Source organism: Streptomyces sp. AV19, assembly GCF_015999245.1.
Taxonomy (GTDB): domain Bacteria; phylum Actinomycetota; class Actinomycetes; order Streptomycetales; family Streptomycetaceae; genus Streptomyces.
The window spans coordinates 327,285-344,559 of sequence record NZ_JAEAMR010000010.1; the positions used below are offsets into that span (position 1 = coordinate 327,285).

18 protein-coding genes are annotated in these 17,275 nt (G+C 72.0%); 12 read left to right on the plus strand and 6 right to left on the minus strand.

Going from position 1 to position 17,275, the window contains the following annotated elements; translation table 11 throughout:
- Window positions 1-224: 224 nt before the first annotated feature.
- Together serB and I5Q34_RS35825 are read right to left on the minus strand one after the other, a co-directional pair.
- Window positions 225-1,463: a phosphoserine phosphatase SerB gene (serB, locus tag I5Q34_RS19900; protein WP_199893672.1), complete on the minus strand. Its 1,239-nt coding sequence runs from the start codon at window positions 1,461-1,463 to the stop codon at window positions 225-227.
- Window positions 1,464-1,529: 66 nt separating this feature from the next.
- Entirely contained in the window at window positions 1,530-2,576 is a 1,047-nt protein-coding gene (locus I5Q34_RS35825; protein WP_199893673.1) for a streptophobe family protein, read from the minus strand.
- Between the two features lie 271 nt (window positions 2,577-2,847).
- On the opposite strand from I5Q34_RS35825, the gene I5Q34_RS19910 reads away from it, so the two are divergent.
- A complete protein-coding gene (locus I5Q34_RS19910; RefSeq protein ID WP_277965364.1) occupies window positions 2,848-5,463 on the plus strand; it encodes an FHA domain-containing protein in 2,616 nt (871 codons plus the stop codon).
- A 107-nt stretch (window positions 5,464-5,570) separates the two neighbouring features.
- Here I5Q34_RS19910 and I5Q34_RS19915 read toward each other — a convergent pair whose 3' ends face one another.
- The gene (locus tag I5Q34_RS19915) at window positions 5,571-6,287 is read right to left on the minus strand and encodes a transglycosylase SLT domain-containing protein (RefSeq protein ID WP_199893675.1); all 717 of its coding nucleotides are present in this window, start codon (window positions 6,285-6,287) and stop codon (window positions 5,571-5,573) included.
- Between the two features lie 357 nt (window positions 6,288-6,644).
- The gene (locus I5Q34_RS19920; protein ID WP_199893676.1) at window positions 6,645-7,343 is read right to left on the minus strand and encodes a nitroreductase family protein; all 699 of its coding nucleotides are present in this window, start codon (window positions 7,341-7,343) and stop codon (window positions 6,645-6,647) included.
- A gap of 108 nt (window positions 7,344-7,451) precedes the next feature.
- On the opposite strand from I5Q34_RS19920, the gene I5Q34_RS19925 reads away from it, so the two are divergent.
- The 4 genes from I5Q34_RS19925 (at window position 7,452) to I5Q34_RS19940 (ending at window position 10,094) form a co-directional block, all read left to right on the plus strand.
- Window positions 7,452-8,597, plus strand: coding sequence for a GAF domain-containing sensor histidine kinase (locus I5Q34_RS19925; RefSeq protein ID WP_199893677.1), 1,146 nt, complete (start codon window positions 7,452-7,454; stop codon window positions 8,595-8,597).
- Window positions 8,590-9,237, plus strand: a complete 648-nt coding sequence (locus I5Q34_RS19930; RefSeq protein WP_199893678.1) for a response regulator transcription factor — start codon at window positions 8,590-8,592, stop codon at window positions 9,235-9,237. The genes I5Q34_RS19925 and I5Q34_RS19930 overlap by 8 nt, the downstream gene beginning before the upstream one ends.
- A 172-nt stretch (window positions 9,238-9,409) precedes the next feature.
- A complete protein-coding gene (locus tag I5Q34_RS19935) occupies window positions 9,410-9,655 on the plus strand; it encodes a chaplin (protein ID WP_199893679.1) in 246 nt (81 codons plus the stop codon).
- 187 nt (window positions 9,656-9,842) lie between these two features.
- Window positions 9,843-10,094 carry a chaplin gene (locus I5Q34_RS19940; protein ID WP_199893680.1) on the plus strand — a complete coding sequence of 84 codons (252 nt, stop codon included), beginning with the start codon at window positions 9,843-9,845 and terminating at the stop codon, window positions 10,092-10,094.
- A 49-nt stretch (window positions 10,095-10,143) separates the two neighbouring features.
- On the opposite strand, the gene I5Q34_RS19945 is transcribed toward I5Q34_RS19940, so the two are convergent.
- Entirely contained in the window at window positions 10,144-10,950 is an 807-nt protein-coding gene (locus I5Q34_RS19945; protein WP_199893681.1) for a hypothetical protein, read from the minus strand.
- 90 nt (window positions 10,951-11,040) lie between these two features.
- Between I5Q34_RS19945 and I5Q34_RS19950 the strand changes: the two genes are divergently transcribed.
- The 4 genes from I5Q34_RS19950 (at window position 11,041) to I5Q34_RS19965 (ending at window position 14,270) form a co-directional block, all read left to right on the plus strand.
- Window positions 11,041-11,850: an ABC transporter ATP-binding protein gene (locus I5Q34_RS19950; RefSeq protein WP_199893682.1), complete on the plus strand. Its 810-nt coding sequence runs from the start codon at window positions 11,041-11,043 to the stop codon at window positions 11,848-11,850.
- 138 nt (window positions 11,851-11,988) lie between these two features.
- Complete coding sequence (locus I5Q34_RS19955; protein ID WP_234429278.1) at window positions 11,989-12,345, plus strand: NfeD family protein; 357 nt, start codon at window positions 11,989-11,991, stop codon at window positions 12,343-12,345.
- Between the two features lie 127 nt (window positions 12,346-12,472).
- On the plus strand, window positions 12,473-13,402 hold the full coding sequence (locus I5Q34_RS19960; RefSeq protein WP_199893684.1) for an SPFH domain-containing protein: 930 nt from the start codon (window positions 12,473-12,475) through the stop codon (window positions 13,400-13,402).
- A gap of 97 nt (window positions 13,403-13,499) precedes the next feature.
- Window positions 13,500-14,270 carry a sulfite exporter TauE/SafE family protein gene (locus tag I5Q34_RS19965; RefSeq protein ID WP_199893685.1) on the plus strand — a complete coding sequence of 257 codons (771 nt, stop codon included), beginning with the start codon at window positions 13,500-13,502 and terminating at the stop codon, window positions 14,268-14,270.
- Window positions 14,271-14,602: 332 nt separating this feature from the next.
- Here the strand turns inward: I5Q34_RS19965 and I5Q34_RS19970 are convergent, their stop codons facing one another.
- On the minus strand, window positions 14,603-15,145 hold the full coding sequence (locus I5Q34_RS19970) for a YbhB/YbcL family Raf kinase inhibitor-like protein (RefSeq protein WP_199893686.1): 543 nt from the start codon (window positions 15,143-15,145) through the stop codon (window positions 14,603-14,605).
- 82 nt (window positions 15,146-15,227) lie between these two features.
- Between I5Q34_RS19970 and I5Q34_RS19975 the strand changes: the two genes are divergently transcribed.
- The 3 genes from I5Q34_RS19975 to I5Q34_RS19985 are packed head-to-tail and all read left to right on the plus strand — an operon-like array spanning window position 15,228 to window position 16,819.
- A complete protein-coding gene (locus tag I5Q34_RS19975) occupies window positions 15,228-15,701 on the plus strand; it encodes a ribonuclease domain-containing protein (protein WP_277965365.1) in 474 nt (157 codons plus the stop codon).
- Entirely contained in the window at window positions 15,698-16,129 is a 432-nt protein-coding gene (locus I5Q34_RS19980) for a barstar family protein (RefSeq protein WP_199893687.1), read from the plus strand. The genes I5Q34_RS19975 and I5Q34_RS19980 overlap by 4 nt, the downstream gene beginning before the upstream one ends.
- Before the next feature lie 39 nt (window positions 16,130-16,168).
- On the plus strand, window positions 16,169-16,819 hold the full coding sequence (locus I5Q34_RS19985) for a DNA-3-methyladenine glycosylase (RefSeq protein ID WP_199893688.1): 651 nt from the start codon (window positions 16,169-16,171) through the stop codon (window positions 16,817-16,819).
- Window positions 16,820-17,275 lie beyond the last annotated feature (456 nt).

A 17,275-nucleotide genomic window follows, 5' to 3' on the forward strand; every position in this document is an offset into this window, starting at 1 on the left:
CAGGGGGCGCAGCCCCCGCCTCACCGCGCGGAGCGCGGTGCCGGGCCCAGGGGCGGAGCCCCGGAAGAAACGGTGAAAGGGCGGGACCGGGGCATCATCCCTGCGCCTGCCGGCCCCCGGGAGGGCCCGGTCCACGCGCGGAGCGCGGTGCCGCGGGTGGCGCAGGGGCGCAGCCCCCGCGGAAGAGGGCTGGGGCGGGACCGGGGCACCCCCCCCGGCGGAACTCACTCGTGCGTGTTCGCCGCCTCGACTTCCTCCCGCGTGACCCCCAGCAAATACAGCACCGTGTCCAGGAACGGCACGTTCACCGCCGTATGCGCCGCCTCCCGCACCACCGGCTTCGCGTTGAACGCCACCCCCAGCCCCGCCGCGTTCAGCATGTCCAGGTCGTTCGCACCGTCGCCGACCGCGACCGTCTGGGCGAGGGGCACCCCCGCCTCCTCCGCGAACCGGCGCAGCAGGCGCGCCTTGCCCGCGCGGTCCACGATCTCCCCGGTGACCCGGCCCGTCAGCCGGCCGTCCACTATCTCCAGCGTGTTGGCGGAGGCGAAGTCCAGCCCGAGCCGCTCCCGCAGGTCGTCCGTGACCTGCGTGAATCCTCCGGAGACCACGCCGACCTGGAAGCCGAGCCGCTTCAGCGTGCGGATCAGCGTCCGGGCCCCGGGCGTCAGCCGGACCTCCGCGCGGACCTTGTCCACCACCGACTCGTCCAGCCCGGCCAGCAGGGCCACCCGCGCGTGCAGGGACTGCTCGAAGTCCAGTTCGCCGCGCATCGCCCGCGCGGTCACCTCCGCGACCTCGGCCTCGCAGCCCGCGTGCGCCGCGAACAGTTCGATGACCTCGTCCTGGATCAGTGTCGAGTCGACGTCCATCACCACCAGGCGCTGCGCCCGCCGTTGGAGGCCCGCCGCCACGACGGCCACGTCCACCCCGAGCCGGGCGGCCTCGACGGCCAGCGCCGTGCGCAGCTTCTCCGTCTCCGCGCCGGAGACCGCGAACTCCACGGCGGTCACGGGGTACTTGGCGAGCCGGAAGATGCGGTCGATGTTGCCGCCCGTGCCGGTGATGCTGGCCGCGATGGCCGCCGTGGACTCCGCGGTGAGCGGGTGGCCCAGCACGGTGACGTGCGAACGGCCCACGCCGCGCGGCCTGTTGTCGCCCCGGCCGGAGATGATCTCGGTCTGGAGGTGCATCGACTCGGCCCAGCTGTGCACGGTCGCCCGCAGGTCGCCCTCGGAGACACCGGCCCCGGCGGGGGCGGTGACGAGGGCGCAGAGGGTGATCCGTCCCCGGGTGACGACCTGTTCGATGTCTATGACGTCGACCGCGTAGGCGGCGAGCGTGTCGAAGAGCCCGGCGGTGATGCCCGGCCGGTCCTTCCCGAAGATCTTGACGAGGAGGGTGGGCGCGTCGTCGGCGGGGCCGGTGACAGCGGTGGCAGGCGGGATCTGCGGTGCGCTCATGGTGCTTCTACCGTATCCGGTGCCCCGCCGGCCGCCGCAGGGGGAGCCGGGCGGGGAACGCACTGTTCACCGCCCGGTCACCGGCGCGGAGGCCGTCCGCCGGGCCCCGGCCACCCCTTCGGGGGCGGGGGCGGCCCCGGGGGCGGCGGAGGCGGACTCCCGTACCGGTGCCCCCCTGGCGGCGGAGCCGACGGAGGCTCCGGGGAGCGCTCCGGCGGCCGCTCCCCGGCGGGCCGGCGCCGGTACGCGTCGGCCCCGTGGGTCGTGCTGTCGTGCGGGCCCTCGTGCCGGTGCCCGGCCGGGCGCTGCTTTGGGCCGCTCCCCGCCGACGGGCCGTGCCCGTGCCCGGCGGCCGGCTGCTCCGGCGGCTGTCCCCGGGCGGGGCGACCGGCAGCCGCGCCGCCCCGCCCGGGGACGGTCACCCTGCTGGTCGCACGCGCCGCGCGGCAGCGGCGCGGCGCGTGCGACCAGCAGGGTGACCAGCAGGACGGCGAGCACCCAGACGGCGCCGCCCAGCAGCGACGGCCCGGTCCGCACCGAGAAGCCGACGGCGGCCCGGGCGCGGGCGAGGCCGGTCAGCCGGTCGGGGAGGTCGCCGACGTCCCCGATGCCGGGGAGCTCCAGCTTCGGGCCGCCGCCCCCGCCCCCGGGGACCAGGTCGGTGCCGTCGATGGTGACCGTGGAGGAGCCGGCCCAGGCGAGCCCGCCGAGCAGCAGCAGGAAGACGACGGCCACCGCCCCGGCGCGCGCGGCCAGTTCGCGGCCGCCGACGGTGAGCCCGGCCGGGCGCAGGGACCGGGCGAAGGACAGGCCGAGCACCAGCGCGCCGACGAGCGTCACCCCCAGCGGCATGACGTCGACGGAGGACCGCGCCCCCGCCCCCGTGAGGCCGAACGCCTCGACGGCCCCCGAGGGCTCGACGGAGCCGCCGGTGGCGAGGACGACCACCGCGGCGGTCATCGGCCCGAGCGAACCGGCCCGGTCGGCGCCCAGCAGGTGCAGTCCGAGCGCGGCCACCGCGGCCATCGCGAGGAAGGCCCAGCCCACTCCCGCCACCGCGGTGAGGACCAGCCGCGCGCCGCGCGCCGCGCCCCGGTCACTGGTGATGGTCATCACGGTCCCCCCGGTCCGTACCAATCCGCCCCGGGTCCGTGTGATTTCCGCGCGGGCGTGGGCGATTACCACTCTCCGGTGGTGTTTTCGCCCCGTCAACGGCGCACGGGAAGCGGGAAAGAAGGGGGTGCGAAGCGGGTGTGAAGGGAGGGTCGTCAATCCCCGACTTTCGATCGGGGGACTGTGCCTGAAATAGTTCCTCCCGATGTTCGCCATCCCTAGACTCCCTGTACAGACTCCCTGTGCGGGGGGGTACATCGGGGGACAAGTAGTGGGGCATGGAGTGCCTGAACTCGTACTGGAATTGAATGGACAGACCTGGACGCTGGACCCGTCCAGGTCGTACACCCTCGGACGCGATCCGCAGGGTGACATGGTGCTGGAGGACGCCCGCGTCTCATGGCGGCACGCCATCGTCCGCTGGAGCGGCAGCAGTTGGGTCCTTGAGGACCAGGGCAGCACCAACGGCACCTATGCGCAGGGCCGGCGGATCCACCAGCTGGAGATCGGCCCCGGCTCGGTCGTGCACCTGGGCAACGCGACGGACGGCCCGCGGCTGACCGCCGGCGCCACGGCCGCCGCCGAGCCCGCGGCGGACCTGTACAGCGCGCACACCGCGCTGGCGGCGCCCCAGGGGCAGGACCGACAGCCGCACCCGCAGCAGTACCAGCAGCCGGGGCAGTACCAGCAGCCGGGCGCCGGCTGGGGGCACCAGCCCCCGCAGGCCCAGCCGCAGCAGTATCAGCAGCAGCCGCAGGCCCAGCCGTACCAGCAGCCGCAGCCCCAGGGTTCCTGGCAGCAGCCCCAGCCGCACATCCCGCACCAGGCGTCCTCGCCGGAGCAGGGTCACCGCCCGCCCGGCGGGGACGGCGCGCAGCCCGCCCACGGCGACCGCAGTCCGACGACCTTCCACCAGCTGGCCGCCGGCCGCGTGATGCGCATCGGCCGTGCCCTGGAGAACGACCTGGTCGTCGCCGACCTCCAGGTCTCCCGCTACCACGCCGAGTTCCGGGCCGGCCGGGACGGCCGCTTCGAGATCGTCGACCTGGGCAGCCACAACGGCACGTACGTCAACGGCCAGCCGGTCCGCCAGCAGGTCATCGGCCCCAACGACATCGTGGGCGTCGGCCACTCCACCTTCCGGCTCGTCGGCGACCGCCTGGAGGAGTTCGTCGACACCGGCGACGTCTCCTTCTCCGCGCGCCACCTGACCGTCACGGTGGACGGGGGCAAGCAGATCCTCAAGGACGTCTCCTTCGGCGTCCCGGAGAAGTCGCTGATCGCCGTCATCGGCCCGTCCGGCTCCGGCAAGTCCACCCTGCTCAAGGCGCTCACCGGCTACCGGCCGGCCAACCAGGGCGACGTCCTCTACGACAACCGCAATCTCTACAAGCAGTTCGCCGAACTGCGCCAGCGCATCGGCCTGGTGCCGCAGGACGACATCCTCCACAAGGAGCTCACCGTCCGGAAGGCGCTGCGCTACGCCGCCAAGCTGCGCTTCCCCGGCGACACCGCGCCCGCCGAGCGCGAGGCGCGCATCGACGAGGTGCTGCGCGAGCTCAAGCTCGACATCCACAAGGACAAGAAGGTCACCTCGCTCTCCGGCGGCCAGCGCAAGCGCGTCTCCGTCGCCCTGGAGCTGCTGACCAAGCCGTCGCTGATCTTCCTGGACGAGCCCACCTCCGGCCTCGACCCGGGCATGGACCGCGACGTGATGCAGCTGCTGCGCGGCCTCGCCGACGACGGCCGCACCGTCCTGGTGGTCACGCACTCCGTCGCCGAACTGGCGCTCTGCGACAAGCTGCTGGTCATGGCGCCCGGCGGCTCGGTCGCCTACTTCGGCCCACCCGAGGAGGCGCTCAACTTCTTCGGCTACGAGACCTGGGCGGACGTCTTCTCGGCCTTCGAGAACTACCGCGACTACGACTGGGCCGGCCGCTGGAAGGGCTCGCAGCACTACCAGATGTACGCCGCGGACATCGACGCGGTGGCGCCGCAGTCCGTCCACGTCCAGCCGCAGGTGGTCAGGCCGCCGGTGCCGCAGAGCTGGGGCTCCCAGCTGTGGACGCTGATGCGCCGCTATCTGTCGGTGATCGCCTCCGACCGGGGCTTCATGGGGCTCATGCTGATCCTGCCCGCCGTCCTCGGCGGCGTGAGCTGTGTGATCCCCGCCGAGCACGGGCTCGCCGCGCCCCTCAAGGGCCACAACCAGGACGCCGGCACGATCATGCTGATCCTCGCGGTCGGCATGTGCTTCTCGGGCGCCGCCAACTCCGTCCGCGAGCTCATCAAGGAACGGGTGATCTACGAACGGGAGCGGGCCGTCGGGCTGTCCCGGTCGGCGTATCTGATGTCCAAGGTCGTCGTCCTGGGCGCGATCACCGCGGTCCAGGGCGTGATCATCTCGGTCATCGGCTTCTCGATCCGCAAGCTCCCCGAGGAGGGCCTGATCCTCAAGGCCCTGCCGGCCGTCGAGCTCTGCCTGGTGGTCATCGCGCTGGGCTTCACGTCCATGATGATCGGCCTGGTGATCTCCTCCCTGGTGAAGACCGCGGAGAAGACCATGCCGCTGCTGGTGATGTTCGCGATCGTCCAGGTCGTCTTCACCGGCATCATGTTCAAGATCTACGACTCGCCCGGTGTCGAGCAGGTCGCCTGGCTGATGCCCTCCCGCTGGGCCATCGCCGCCGCCGGCGCCACGCTGGACCTCTCGCACATCATGGCGCCGATGGACAAGGACGACCTGGGGAACCTCGACCCGCTGTGGGCCCACACGGCCGGCCAGTGGGGCATCAACATGGCCGTCCTCGTCACGCTCGGCGTCATCTGCGGATTCGCGGTCGCGCGGCTGCTGCGCCGGCACGAGCCGGAGGTCATGCGGAAGTAGGCGGCGTCACCACAGCGCGGCGCAGTATTGCCACAGCAAAAGGCGACAGCAAAAGGGCGGTGCACCCGGGAAACCGGGTGCACCGCCCTTTTGGCGCGCCGCTCGGATCAGTAGGCCGAGTTGACGTTGTCCATGGAGCCGTAGACCTTCGCCGCGTAGTTGCAGGCGGCGGTGATGTTGGCGACCGGGTCGTAGATGTTCCAGGAGGTGCCCTCGACGTGGTACGCCTGGAAGGTCGGGTCGATCACCTGGAGCAGGCCCTTGGAGGGGATGCCGGCGGCGGCGTTCGAGTCCCAGTTGTTGATCGCGTTCGGGTTGCCCGTCGACTCCCGCATGATGTTGCGGTGGATGCCGTCGTAGCTGCCCGGGATGCCCTTGGCGGCCATGATGTCCAGGGCCTCGCGGATCCAGCCGTCCAGGTTGTCCGCGTAGGTCTTGGGGGCCGGGGCGGCCGGCGCCGCGGGGGCGGCGGGCTCGGCCTTGACCGGCTTGCGCTCGGCCGAGCGGCTCGCGGCCTCCTTCTCGGCGCGCTCCTTGTCCGCCTTGGCCTTCGCCTCGGCCTCGGCCTTCTTCTTCGCCTCGGCCTGCTTGCGGGCCTGGTCGGCGGCGTCGTCCGACTGCTGCACCAGCTCCGCGCGCTGGTCCTCGGTGCCGAACGCCTTGGCGTTCCAGGCCACCGGCTTCACGGCGATCGCCTGCTTCTCGTCCTCCGCGGACGCGGGGACGACCGCGAGTGCCACGGCGGCGACGCCGGCCGCGGCGATGCCCGCGGCGGAGAACTTGTGGACCTTGGTGAGACGGGTATAGCCGGAGATGGAGCGCATGACTGAGCTGAACCTCTTCCAATCGCATGGGGTCGCAGGCCCGGATCGGCGCAAAAAGAGCGCCGTTTCGATCCACGGCGCCGTGCGACGGGGCAATTGTTAGCGGCTGCAAAAAGACCTGGCAAAGAAGCGACGTACTACCCGGCTTCGTTGAAAGCGCCCCCGGCCCGCCGCCCGGAAATGCGGCCGCCTCCCGCCCGGGCCCGGCTTTACGGACCGTTTATCCGCCCACTATCCGGATTCGTAGGTGATCTGCGCCCTATGCGCGGGGTCACACCGAGCAGCGCCCTTCCGCACTCGGTGTGACCGCGCCCGCACCCTCGGTGCGGTGACCTCCCGGGCCCCTCCGGGCCCGGCTCAGACCTCGACCAGCACCTGGTCCAGGCTCTTGCGCACCAGCCGCGGCACCCGGCAGTCCGCGGCCGGATAGCCCACCGGGACCACCGCGAACGCCTTCTCGTTCACCGGCCGCCCCAGCACCTCGGCCAGGAACCGCATCGGGCTCGGCGTGTGCACCAGGGCCGCCAGCCCCGACAGGTGCAGCGCCGAGAGCAGCATCCCGACCGCGATGCCCACCGACTCGTCCACGTAGTAGTGCTTGCGCCGCTCCCCGTCCGCCCCCAGCCAGTAGCGCTGCTGGAAGACCACGATCAGCGCCGGCGCGTCCGTCAGGTGCGGCTTCACCTCGTCCGTGCCCAGCGGCCGCAGAGCCGCCAGCCACTCCTCACCGAGCCGCCCGGCGTAGGAGACGCGCTCCTCCTCTTCCGCCGCCGCCCGGATCCGCGCCCGTACCCCGGGGTCCTTGACCAGGACGAACGTCCACGGCTGCTGGTGCGCCCCGGACGGTGCCGTGGCCGCGCAGGCGATCGCGTCCCGCACCACCTGCTCCGGCACCGGGTCCGCGGAGAACTGCCGCACGGTCCGCCGCTCCGCCATCCGCGCGCGCAGCTCCGCGGCCCGGGCCAGCGACTCCTCGGCGGGCATCCGGCCGGGCCGGTAGGGGACCGACCGGTAGGGATCGCCATGGGTGGTTGTCCACTGCGTTGGTATAGACATGACACGAGTCTGGCGCGGCAGGGCCCTTCGGCCTAGGGCGCGCGGTGTAAGCGTCCGCCCGCCACCGGTCCGATCCGCGGAGATCACCCGCCGGTTTACGGTGAACCCATGACCCATGGCCCACGCTCCGGCCTCTCCGCCGTGAGCTCCGCGATCCTCGCGATGAGCAGGCATCTCGAGGTGCGGGACGTCCTCAAGACGATCGTCGTCTCCGCTCGCGAACTGCTCGACGCCCAGTACGCCGCCCTCGGCGTCCCCGACGACCACGGAGGCTTCTCCCAGTTCGTCGTCGACGGCGTCAGCGACGAGACGTGGAAGGCCATCGGCCCGCTGCCCCGCCAGCACGGCATCCTCGCCGCCATGCTCCAGGACAAGGGCCCCCAGCGGCTCCCCGACGTCCGCGAGGACCCCCGCTTCGGCGGCTGGCCCGACGCCCACCCCGAGATGGCCGACTTCCTCGGCATGCCCGTCGCCGACGGCGACGAGAACCTCGCCGTGCTCTTCCTCGCCAACAAGGCGTACAAGCACGGCGGCACCGGCTGCGGCTTCACCGACGAGGACGAGGAACTGCTCGCCGTCCTCGCCCAGCACGCCGCCATCGCGCTGACCAACGCCCGCCTCTACGAGCGCAGCCGCGAACTGACCATCGCCGACGAACGCGCCCGGCTCGCCCACGAGCTGCACGACGCCGTCGCGCAGAAGCTGTTCTCCCTGCGCCTGACGGCCCAGGCCGCCACCGCCCTGGTGGACCGCGACCCGGCCCGCGCCAAGGACCAGCTGCACCAGGTCGCCCACCTGGCCGCCGAGGCCACCGACGAACTGCGTGCCGCGGTCGTCGAGCTGCGCCCGGCCGGACTCGACGAGGACGGACTGGTCGCCACCCTGCGCACCCAGATCAAGGTGCTCGACCGGGCCCACTCCGCGAGCGTCAGCTTCTCCGCCCACGGGATGCGGGCCCTGCCGGCCTCCCAGGAGGAGGCGCTGCTCCGCGTCGCCCAGGAGGCCCTGCACAACGCCCTGCGCCACTCCGGCGCGGAACACGTCGAGGTCACCCTCGCCCGGCGCGGCCAGGGCGCCGCGCTGCGGGTGGCCGACGACGGAAGCGGTTTCGACCCGTCCGCCGTCCGGCAGGCGGGACGCCACCTGGGCCTGGTCTCCATGCGGGACCGCGCCAACGGGGTCGGCGGCAGGCTGAAGGTTGTCTCGGGGCCCGGAGAGGGCACCGCGATCGAGATGGAGGTGCCCGGTGGCTGAGGACCACACGATCAAGGTTCTGCTGGTGGACGATCACCAGGTGGTCCGCAAGGGCCTGCGCACCTTTCTGGAGATCCAGGAGGACATCGAGGTGGTCGGGGAGGCGGCGGACGGCGCCGAGGGCGTGGCCCGCGCCGAGGAGCTGCGGCCCGACGTGATCCTCCTGGACGTGAAGATGCCCGGCATGGACGGCATCGAGGCGCTGCGCCGCCTCCGCTCCCTGGACAGCCCCGCCCGGGTGCTGGTCGTCACGAGTTTCACCGAGCAGCGCACGGTGATCCCGGCCCTCAAGGCCGGGGCCGCGGGCTACGTCTACAAGGACGTGGACCCGGACGCCCTCGCCGGGGCCATCCGCTCGGTGCACGCCGGGCACGTCCTGCTCCAGCCCGAGGTGGCCGGCGCGCTGCTGACCCAGGACGACACCGGCGGCGGCCAGGGCCGGGGGAACGCGCTCACCGAGCGCGAGCGGGAGGTGCTCGCCCTGATCGCCGACGGCCGGTCCAACCGGGAGATCGCCCGGGCGCTGGTGCTGTCGGAGAAGACGGTCAAGACGCACGTCTCGAACATCCTGATGAAGCTCGACCTCGCCGACCGCACCCAGGCGGCCCTCTGGGCGGTCCGGCACGGGATCGGCGACTGAACCTCCTGGTACGGGCGGTCCGCCGTCGCCTCGGAACGTCTCATTCCGACGAGTGGTTCATGCGGTCGTGTGATTGTCCGCCGGAGCCGATAACCCGGATGGCGGTGGCCCGTTCTCCATGGCGTAACCGCGGCGGCTGGCCGTGGGACGTTCCAGGAAGGTCAGAGGAAGAGTGAAGAACATGAAGAAGGCCGCTGCCGTCACGCTCGCGGTCGGCGGTCTCGCCCTCGCCGGTGCTGGTGTCGCCTCCGCGCACACCTCCCACGGCGCGGACGGCATTGCCAAGAACTCCCCCGGCGTGGTCTCCGGCAACGTCATCCAGGCGCCCGTCGAGATCGACACCAACGTGTGCGGCAACACGATCAGCGTCGTGGGCCTGCTGAACCCGGCGCACGGCAACGTCTGCGTCAACGAGTAACAGCACCCCCGGCGATCACTCGCCCGGCCGCTCGGCCCCGCCCCCGCGGGGCCGACGTCCGAGGGTGATCAATCGCCCGAACGAGGGCAAACGCCACTGGCGGCCGTGCCGTCGGTGGTGCGGTGGCGTTCATCAGGGCGCGACTCCGTCACCGGGGCCGCGAGGTCACCAGCAAAGGAAGACACCCATGAACCGAGCCAAAAAGGCCGCTCTCGTTCTGGCCGCCGCGGGCGTCGCCGTCGGCGCCTCCGTCGGTACCGCAGTCGCGCACGACGAAGGCTCCAGCGCCAACGGTGTCGCGAAGGGCTCACCCGGCGTCATTTCCGGCAACGTCATCCAGATCCCCCTGGACGTGCCGATCAACGCTTGCGGCAACACGATCGACATCCTGATCGGGCTCCTGAACCCGACGTTCGGAAACGTCTGCATCAGCAAGTGACGCCCGGAAGGCCCCGCGGACCCCTCGGTCCGCGGGGCCTCCGTTCGTTTCACGGCCTGCCGCGCTCCCGCTCCTCCAGCGGCGCGTTGTACGCGGCCACCTGGGCCCGCCGGGCCGTGCGCTCCACGGGGCGCAGCGCCGCCGCCCGCGCCGTGATCTCGGCCGCGCTCACGGCGGCCCCGTGCTCCCGCCCGCCGCCGTCCCCCGGCCCGCTCGCGATGGCGACCAGCGCGCCCACCCGCTGCGCCAGCTCCAGCACGCGCGCCGCGCGCGGCGGATACCCGGGCGCGAGGATCTCCTTCCCGTGCTCCGCCCTCGCCCGGTACGCCTCCAGTGCGGCCTGGGCCGCCGGGCCCGAGCCCGCCACGTCCAGCCGGGTGAGCACCGCGGTCGCCTCCCGCAGGGCCTCCGCGAGCTCCCGCTCCGCCTCGCCCAGCGACGGCACGTCGGCCGGCGGCGCCTCGCGCACCGGCAGGCACTGCCAGACCACCTCCACGTGCTCGTCGCCCTCGGGGCCCACCGCGTGCACCTCGGGCACCAGCCCCAGGCCCGTCCCCACCGCGACGACCGCCTCGCCGGCCTCCAGGGCCAGGGCGTTGAACTCCGGCGGCCCGCTCAGCCCCAGCGGGTGGCCGGGCGCCGGCAGCGCGAGGCGCAGGCCCGTCGCGCCGAGCGCGCGCAGTCTGCCGAGCGCGAGGGTCAGGCCCACGGGGCCGGATTCACCCGGCAGGCCGACGACCCGGTGGAGGGCGTCCTCCCCGGTGATGTGGAGCGCCACGTCATCGGGTGCGGCAAATCCGGCAAGAAGGGCATTTCCCCAGGCTGTCAGCCGACCTGAGCGATGTTCATCGAGCATGTGCCCCAGCCTAGGGACTGGCGACGACGGCGGGTGGCGTAGGTTTTCCCTGGGGGCTGCGCCGACAGGCGCCAGCGACGACGAACTGCAATGGGAGACAACGCGCTCATGAGCGATGTACTGGAACTGGTGGACGTATCCGTGGTCCGCGAGGGCCGGGCTCTGCTGGATCAGGTCTCCTGGTCGGTCAAGGAGGGCGAGCGCTGGGTGATTCTCGGTCCCAACGGCGCCGGCAAGACCACGCTCCTCAATGTCGCCTCCAGCTACCTCTTCCCGACCAAGGGCACGGCGCGGATCCTCGACGAGACGCTCGGCTCGGTGGACGTCTTCGAGCTGCGCCCGCGCATCGGCATGGCGGGCATCGCCCTCGCCGACAAGCTGCCGCGCACCCAGACCGTCCTGCAGACGGTGCTCACCGCGGCGTACGGCATGACCGCCACCTGGCGCGAGGACTACGAGACCGTCGACGAGCAGCGCGCCCGCGCCTTCCTCGACGTGCTCGGCATGACCGAGCACCTGGACCGGAAGTTCGGCACCCTCTCCGAGGGCGAGCGCAAGCGCACCCTCATCGCCCGCGCGATGATGATCGACCCCGAGCTGCTGATGCTGGACGAGCCCGCCGCCGGCCTCGACCTCGGCGGCCGCGAGGACCTGGTGCGCCGCCTCGGCCGGCTCGCCCGGGACCCGCTCGCCCCCTCGATGGTGATGGTCACCCACCACGTCGAGGAGATCGCCCCCGGCTTCACCCACGTCCTGATGATCCGTCAGGGCCAGGTGCTCGCCGCCGGCCCCATCGAGCTCGAACTCACCTCCCGCAACCTGTCCAAGTGCTTCGGCCTCCCCCTGGTCGTCGAGAGCCGGGGCGACCGCTGGACGGCCCACGGCCTGCCGCTCTCGTAAGCCCGCCGACGAGTCCTCCGAGAGGCCGAGGAGCCCTGTCGGTGACCCCGTCCACGCGCCTACCATGACCATGTGAACACTTGGGCGTGGTGGCTCGTGGCCGCCGTCGGGCTCGGCATTCCCCTGGTCGTGACCGCGATGCCGGAATTCGGCATGCTCGCGCTCGGCGCCGTCGCGGCCGCCGTCACCGACGCGCTGGGCGGGGGCACGATCACCCAGTTCGTCGTCTTCGCCGTCGTCTCCGTCGCCCTGATCGCCGTCGTCCGGCCGATCGCCAACCGGCAGCGCTCCCGCCGGCCCACGCTGCAGTCGGGCATCGAGGCCCTCAAGGGGCGGCAGGCCGTCGTCCTGGAGCGGGTCGACGGCCACGGCGGGCGCATCAAGCTCGCCGGCGAGATCTGGTCCGCGCGCGCCCTCGACGGCGACCACGCCTACGAGGTCGGCCAGCAGGTCGACGTCGTCGACATCGACGGCGCGACGGCGGTGGTGATGTGAGACGGCCGTTACGGGGGCGGTCGCATCCGGCCTGCACGGCAGTGCCGGTTCTGGAAGACTCCCTCAACACGATCGACACGACCGACCTCGACACGATCGATCCACGACAAAGGCACGAGGAGCCACGATGGCGATCATCATCGTCCTGATCATCCTGGTGGTGCTCGTCTTCATCGCCCTCATGAAGACGGTGCAGGTCATCCCGCAGGCCAGCGCCGCCATCGTCGAACGCTTCGGCCGCTACACCCGGACGCTCAACGCGGGGCTCAACATCGTCGTCCCGTTCATCGACTCCATCCGCAACCGCATCGACCTCCGCGAGCAGGTCGTGCCGTTCCCCCCGCAGCCCGTCATCACTCAGGACAACCTGGTCGTCAACATCGACACCGTCATCTACTACCAGGTGACCGACGCACGCGCCGCGACCTACGAGGTGTCCAGCTTCATCCAGGCCATCGAGCAGCTCACCGTCACCACGCTGCGCAACATCATCGGCGGCATGGACCTGGAACGCACCCTCACCTCCCGCGAGGAGATCAACGCGGCCCTGCGCGGCGTCCTGGACGAGGCGACGGGCAAGTGGGGCATCCGCGTCAACCGCGTGGAGCTCAAGGCGATCGAACCGCCCACCTCCATCCAGGACTCGATGGAGAAGCAGATGCGCGCCGACCGTGACAAGCGCGCCGCGATCCTCACCGCCGAGGGCATCCGCCAGTCGCAGATCCTCACCGCGGAGGGCGAGAAGCAGTCCGCGATCCTGCGGGCCGAGGGCGAGGCCAAGGCCGCGGCCCTGCGGGCCGAGGGCGAGGCCCAGGCGATCCGTACGGTCTTCGAGTCCATCCACGCGGGCGACCCCGACGAGAAGCTGCTCTCCTACCAGTACCTCCAGATGCTCCCGAAGATCGCCGAGGGCGACGCCAACAAGCTCTGGATCGTGCCCAGCGAGATCGGCGACGCGCTCAAGGGCCTCAGCGGCGCCGTCGGCAACCTCGGCCCCCGGGCCGGCGTCCGGACGACCAAGGAGAGCCCGCGCCGCGAAGAGCCGCCGATCGACTAACGGCCGTATCCTTCATGGCCGTTCTCGTGCATGATCAAGTGCGGCCCCCCGACCTGCCATGGCGGGGAGGCATCGCACTGATCCGAAGGAGATGGCCTTGTCCATCTGGGAAGCACTCGCGGTCTTCGCGGCCGGCATCGGAGCCGGCACCATCAACGTCGTCGTCGGCTCCGGCACGCTGTTCACCTTTCCGGTGCTGCTCGCCACCGGACTGCCGCCGGTCACCGCCAACGTCTCCAACACCCTGGGGCTGGTCACCGGGAACATCAGCGGGGCCGTCGGCTACCGCCGCGAACTGCGCGGCCAGCGCGGCCGGATCGTCCGGTTCGGCCTCGTCGCCCTGGTGGGCGGGCTCGCCGGAGCGATCCTGCTGCTCGCCCTGCCGTCGAAGGCGTTCGACGCGATCGTCCCCGCGCTCATCGCGCTCGCGCTGGTGCTGGTGATCCTCCAGCCCCGGCTCGCCCGGGCGCTCGCCCGCCGCCGCGAACGCAACGGCACCGCCCCGCACGCGGACGGCGGCATCGCGCTCCTGCTCGGCCTCCTCCTGGCCAGCGCCTACGGCGGCTACTTCGGCGCGGCGCAGGGGGTCATGTACCTGTCCCTGATGGGCCTGTTGCTCCACGACGACCTGCAGCGCGTCAACGCCCTGAAGAACGTTCTGGCGGCGGTGGTGAACGGCGTCGCGGCCCTCTTCTTCGTCTTCGCCGCGGAGGTCGACTGGACGGCGGTGGCCCTGATAGCCGTGGGCTCCACGCTGGGCGCCCAACTGGGCGCGAAGGTGGCGCGCCGCCTGAGCCCGACGGTGCTGCGGGGCGTGATCGTGGCGGTGGGTCTGGTGGCAATCGTGCAGCTGCTGTTGCGCGATTGAGCCCGTCCGGCGTTTGAGGACTCCGCCCGCAGGGCGGATGGGGTCCGGGGTCTCCCCGGGAAACGGTGAAAGGGCGGGGCGGGGAGAAACCCCCCGTGGGAACGGAAACGCTCCGGGCCCTTCCCCCGTACGAAACGCGGGCCCGGAGCGCACGGCAGCGGACGAGGCCACCCCGGGCCCACGCCCAGGGCTCCGGCAGGCGGCGCGGCGCGCGACACGCCGGCCCGCCCCCGCCACTGCGGTATCCGCTGCCCGACGGCCGCATGCGAAGCCGTCGGCACGTACCACTCTGGCGGCCACCGCCCGCACCGCGCAACGGAATTTCCGGCCGCTCAGCCCCCCGCCGGCACCTCGTACTCCCCGATCAACTGCGCGCGCCCCAGCGCGTGGAACCGCAGATGGAACCCGACGAACGCCGGCGTCGCCTCCGCGTCCGGCCCCAGCTTCTCCTGGTCCACGGCGTACACGGTGAAGACGTACCGGTGCGGACCGTCCCCGGCCGGCGGCGCCGCGCCGCCGAAGTCCCGCGTCCCGTAGTCGTTCCGGACATGCACCGCTCCCGCGGGCAGCCCCTTCATGTCACCGCTCCCGGCCCCCGCCGGCAGCTCGGTCACCGTCGCGGGGATGTCGAAGAGCACCCAGTGCCAGAACCCGCTGCCCGTCGGGGCGTCGGGGTCGAAGCAGGTCACGGCGAAGCTCTTCGTCTCCTCCGGGAAGCCCTCCCAGCGCAGTTGGGGAGAGGAGTTGCCCCCGCTGAAGACCTGGCCCTCGCCGAGCCGCGCCCCGGGTGCGACGTCGTCGCTCACCACCGGGAACGAGGGGACCGGCGGGAAGAAGTCGTGGGGGAGCGGCGGACGGCCCTGCTCAGCTGACACGGAGACACCTCCAGTTACGCACGGATACGTGAGGACGCCAGCCTAGCGAGGCGCGAACGGCACGGGCTGCGACCATATGGACGTGCTTCGACGTGTGTTCCGACGAGGCGGACGACCGGCCGGCCGCGCCCTGCGCTCCCTGACCGTGCTCCTCGCCGCCCTGCCCCTGTTCCTCCTCCCCGCCTGCTCCTCCGGCGGTCACGGCAAGTCCTCCAAGACACCGGCCACGGCCTCCTCCGGCAGAGCCTCCGGCGCCACCCCGTCCTGGGCCAAGGGCATGCGGACCGTCACCCCGGACCGACTCCCGCCCGAGGCCCGCCGCACCCTGGAACTCATCGACAAGGGCGGACCGTTCCCGTATCCCAAGGACGGCACCGTCTTCGGCAACTACGAGAACCGGCTGCCCAAGCAGCCGCGCGGCTATTACCACGAGTACACGGTCCCCACCCCCGAGGCCCGCAACCGCGGCGCCCGCCGCATCGTGACCGGCAGTCACTCCGAGCGCTACTACACCGGCGACCACTACAAGACCTTCGAAGCGGTGGTGCACCCATGACCAGCCAACTCCCCGCCCCCGGCGTCCCCGGGCTCTTCTCCGGCTCCGTCCCGCCCGGGATCTACCGACTGCCCGTCACGGAGACCCCCGCGCACGCCGCGGCCGAGGCCGCCGACGCCGGCTGGCGGGCGGCCCGCCTCCACCTCGACGGCATCGGCGACAAGACCGCCTTCCTCGACCGCTGCGCCGCCGACCTGGACTTCCCCGGCTGGTTCGGCCACAACTGGGATGCCCTCGCGGACTGCCTCACCGACCTCTCCTGGTGGCGCAAGGACGGCGAGCCCCGCGGCTATCTGCTCGTCGCGGAGGACTGGGACGCCTTCCACAAGGCGGCACCCGAGACCGCCTCCGTCGCACGGACGATCCTCACCGACGCCGTCGAGTACTGGACGGGACAGCAGAGCCCCATGGCGGTCCTGCTCGCCTGACGCACGGGAACGCCGGCCGGTCCACTACCCTCGGCCGGCATGACCTCCGCCCCTGACCGCACCCCGCTCGCCCGCGCCTTCTTCGACCGGCCCGTCCTCGAGGTGGCCCCCGACCTGCTCGGCCGCACCCTCGTCCGCACGGGCCCCGAGGGGCCGATCGAGCTCCGCATCACGGAGGTCGAGGCGTACGCGGGGGAGGCCGACCCGGGATCGCACGCCTACCGGGGGCGCACGGAGCGGAACGCGGCGATGTTCGGCCCGCCCGGTCACGCCTACGTCTACTTCATCTATGGGATGTGGTTCAGCCTCAACCTGGTCTGCGGCCCGGAGGGCACGGCGAGCGGAGTGCTGCTGCGCGGCGGCGAGGTGCTCAAGGGTCACGACCTGGCCCGGGGACGCCGCCCCAAGTCGCGCGACGACCGTGACCTCGCCCGGGGCCCGGCCCGCCTGGCCACCGCCCTCGACGTGGACCGCGGCCTGAACGGCACCGACCTCTGCGCCGGCCCGGACGCACCCCTCTCCGTCCTGACAGGCACGCCGCTCCCCGTCTCCTCGATCCGCAACGGCCCCCGCACCGGCGTCGGCGGCGAGGGCGCGACCCACCCCTGGCGCTTCTGGGCCGACGGCGACCGGACGGTGAGCCCGTACCGGGCCCACGTGCCCCGGAACCGCACCCGAACGAGGTCCTGACCGGCGGTGCTTGACTCCGGAGGGGGAAGGGCCTAACGTAGCCCGAGCCGCTGGAGACGGGCAGCGCCATGGGCGTCTGTACCGGTAGGCGGTACCACCATTACTACGCGGGATCCCCGGACGGGGTCTGGTTTCGCTGTGCCGAAATCAGGGCCTCTCTTGGATCCGGTCGGCTCGATTGGGAGCCGTCGGGAAATTCCGCTAAAGTGTTGGACATCCCCTCCGACGGGAATTCGGATTCTGAATCCGGGCCGGGAACGGCACGGAAAAGGATCTGATAGAGTCGGAATCGCCGGAAAGCGAAAGCGAGAAGGCGAAACCCCGCTCCGACAGGGGGCCGGAAACGAGAAATCGGGTCTGGTAAGGTTGGAAACACCGAAGGGAAGCGCCCGGAGGAAAGTCGAGAGTGAGTCTCGGTGAGTACGAAGGAAGCGTCCGTTCCTTGAGAACTCAACA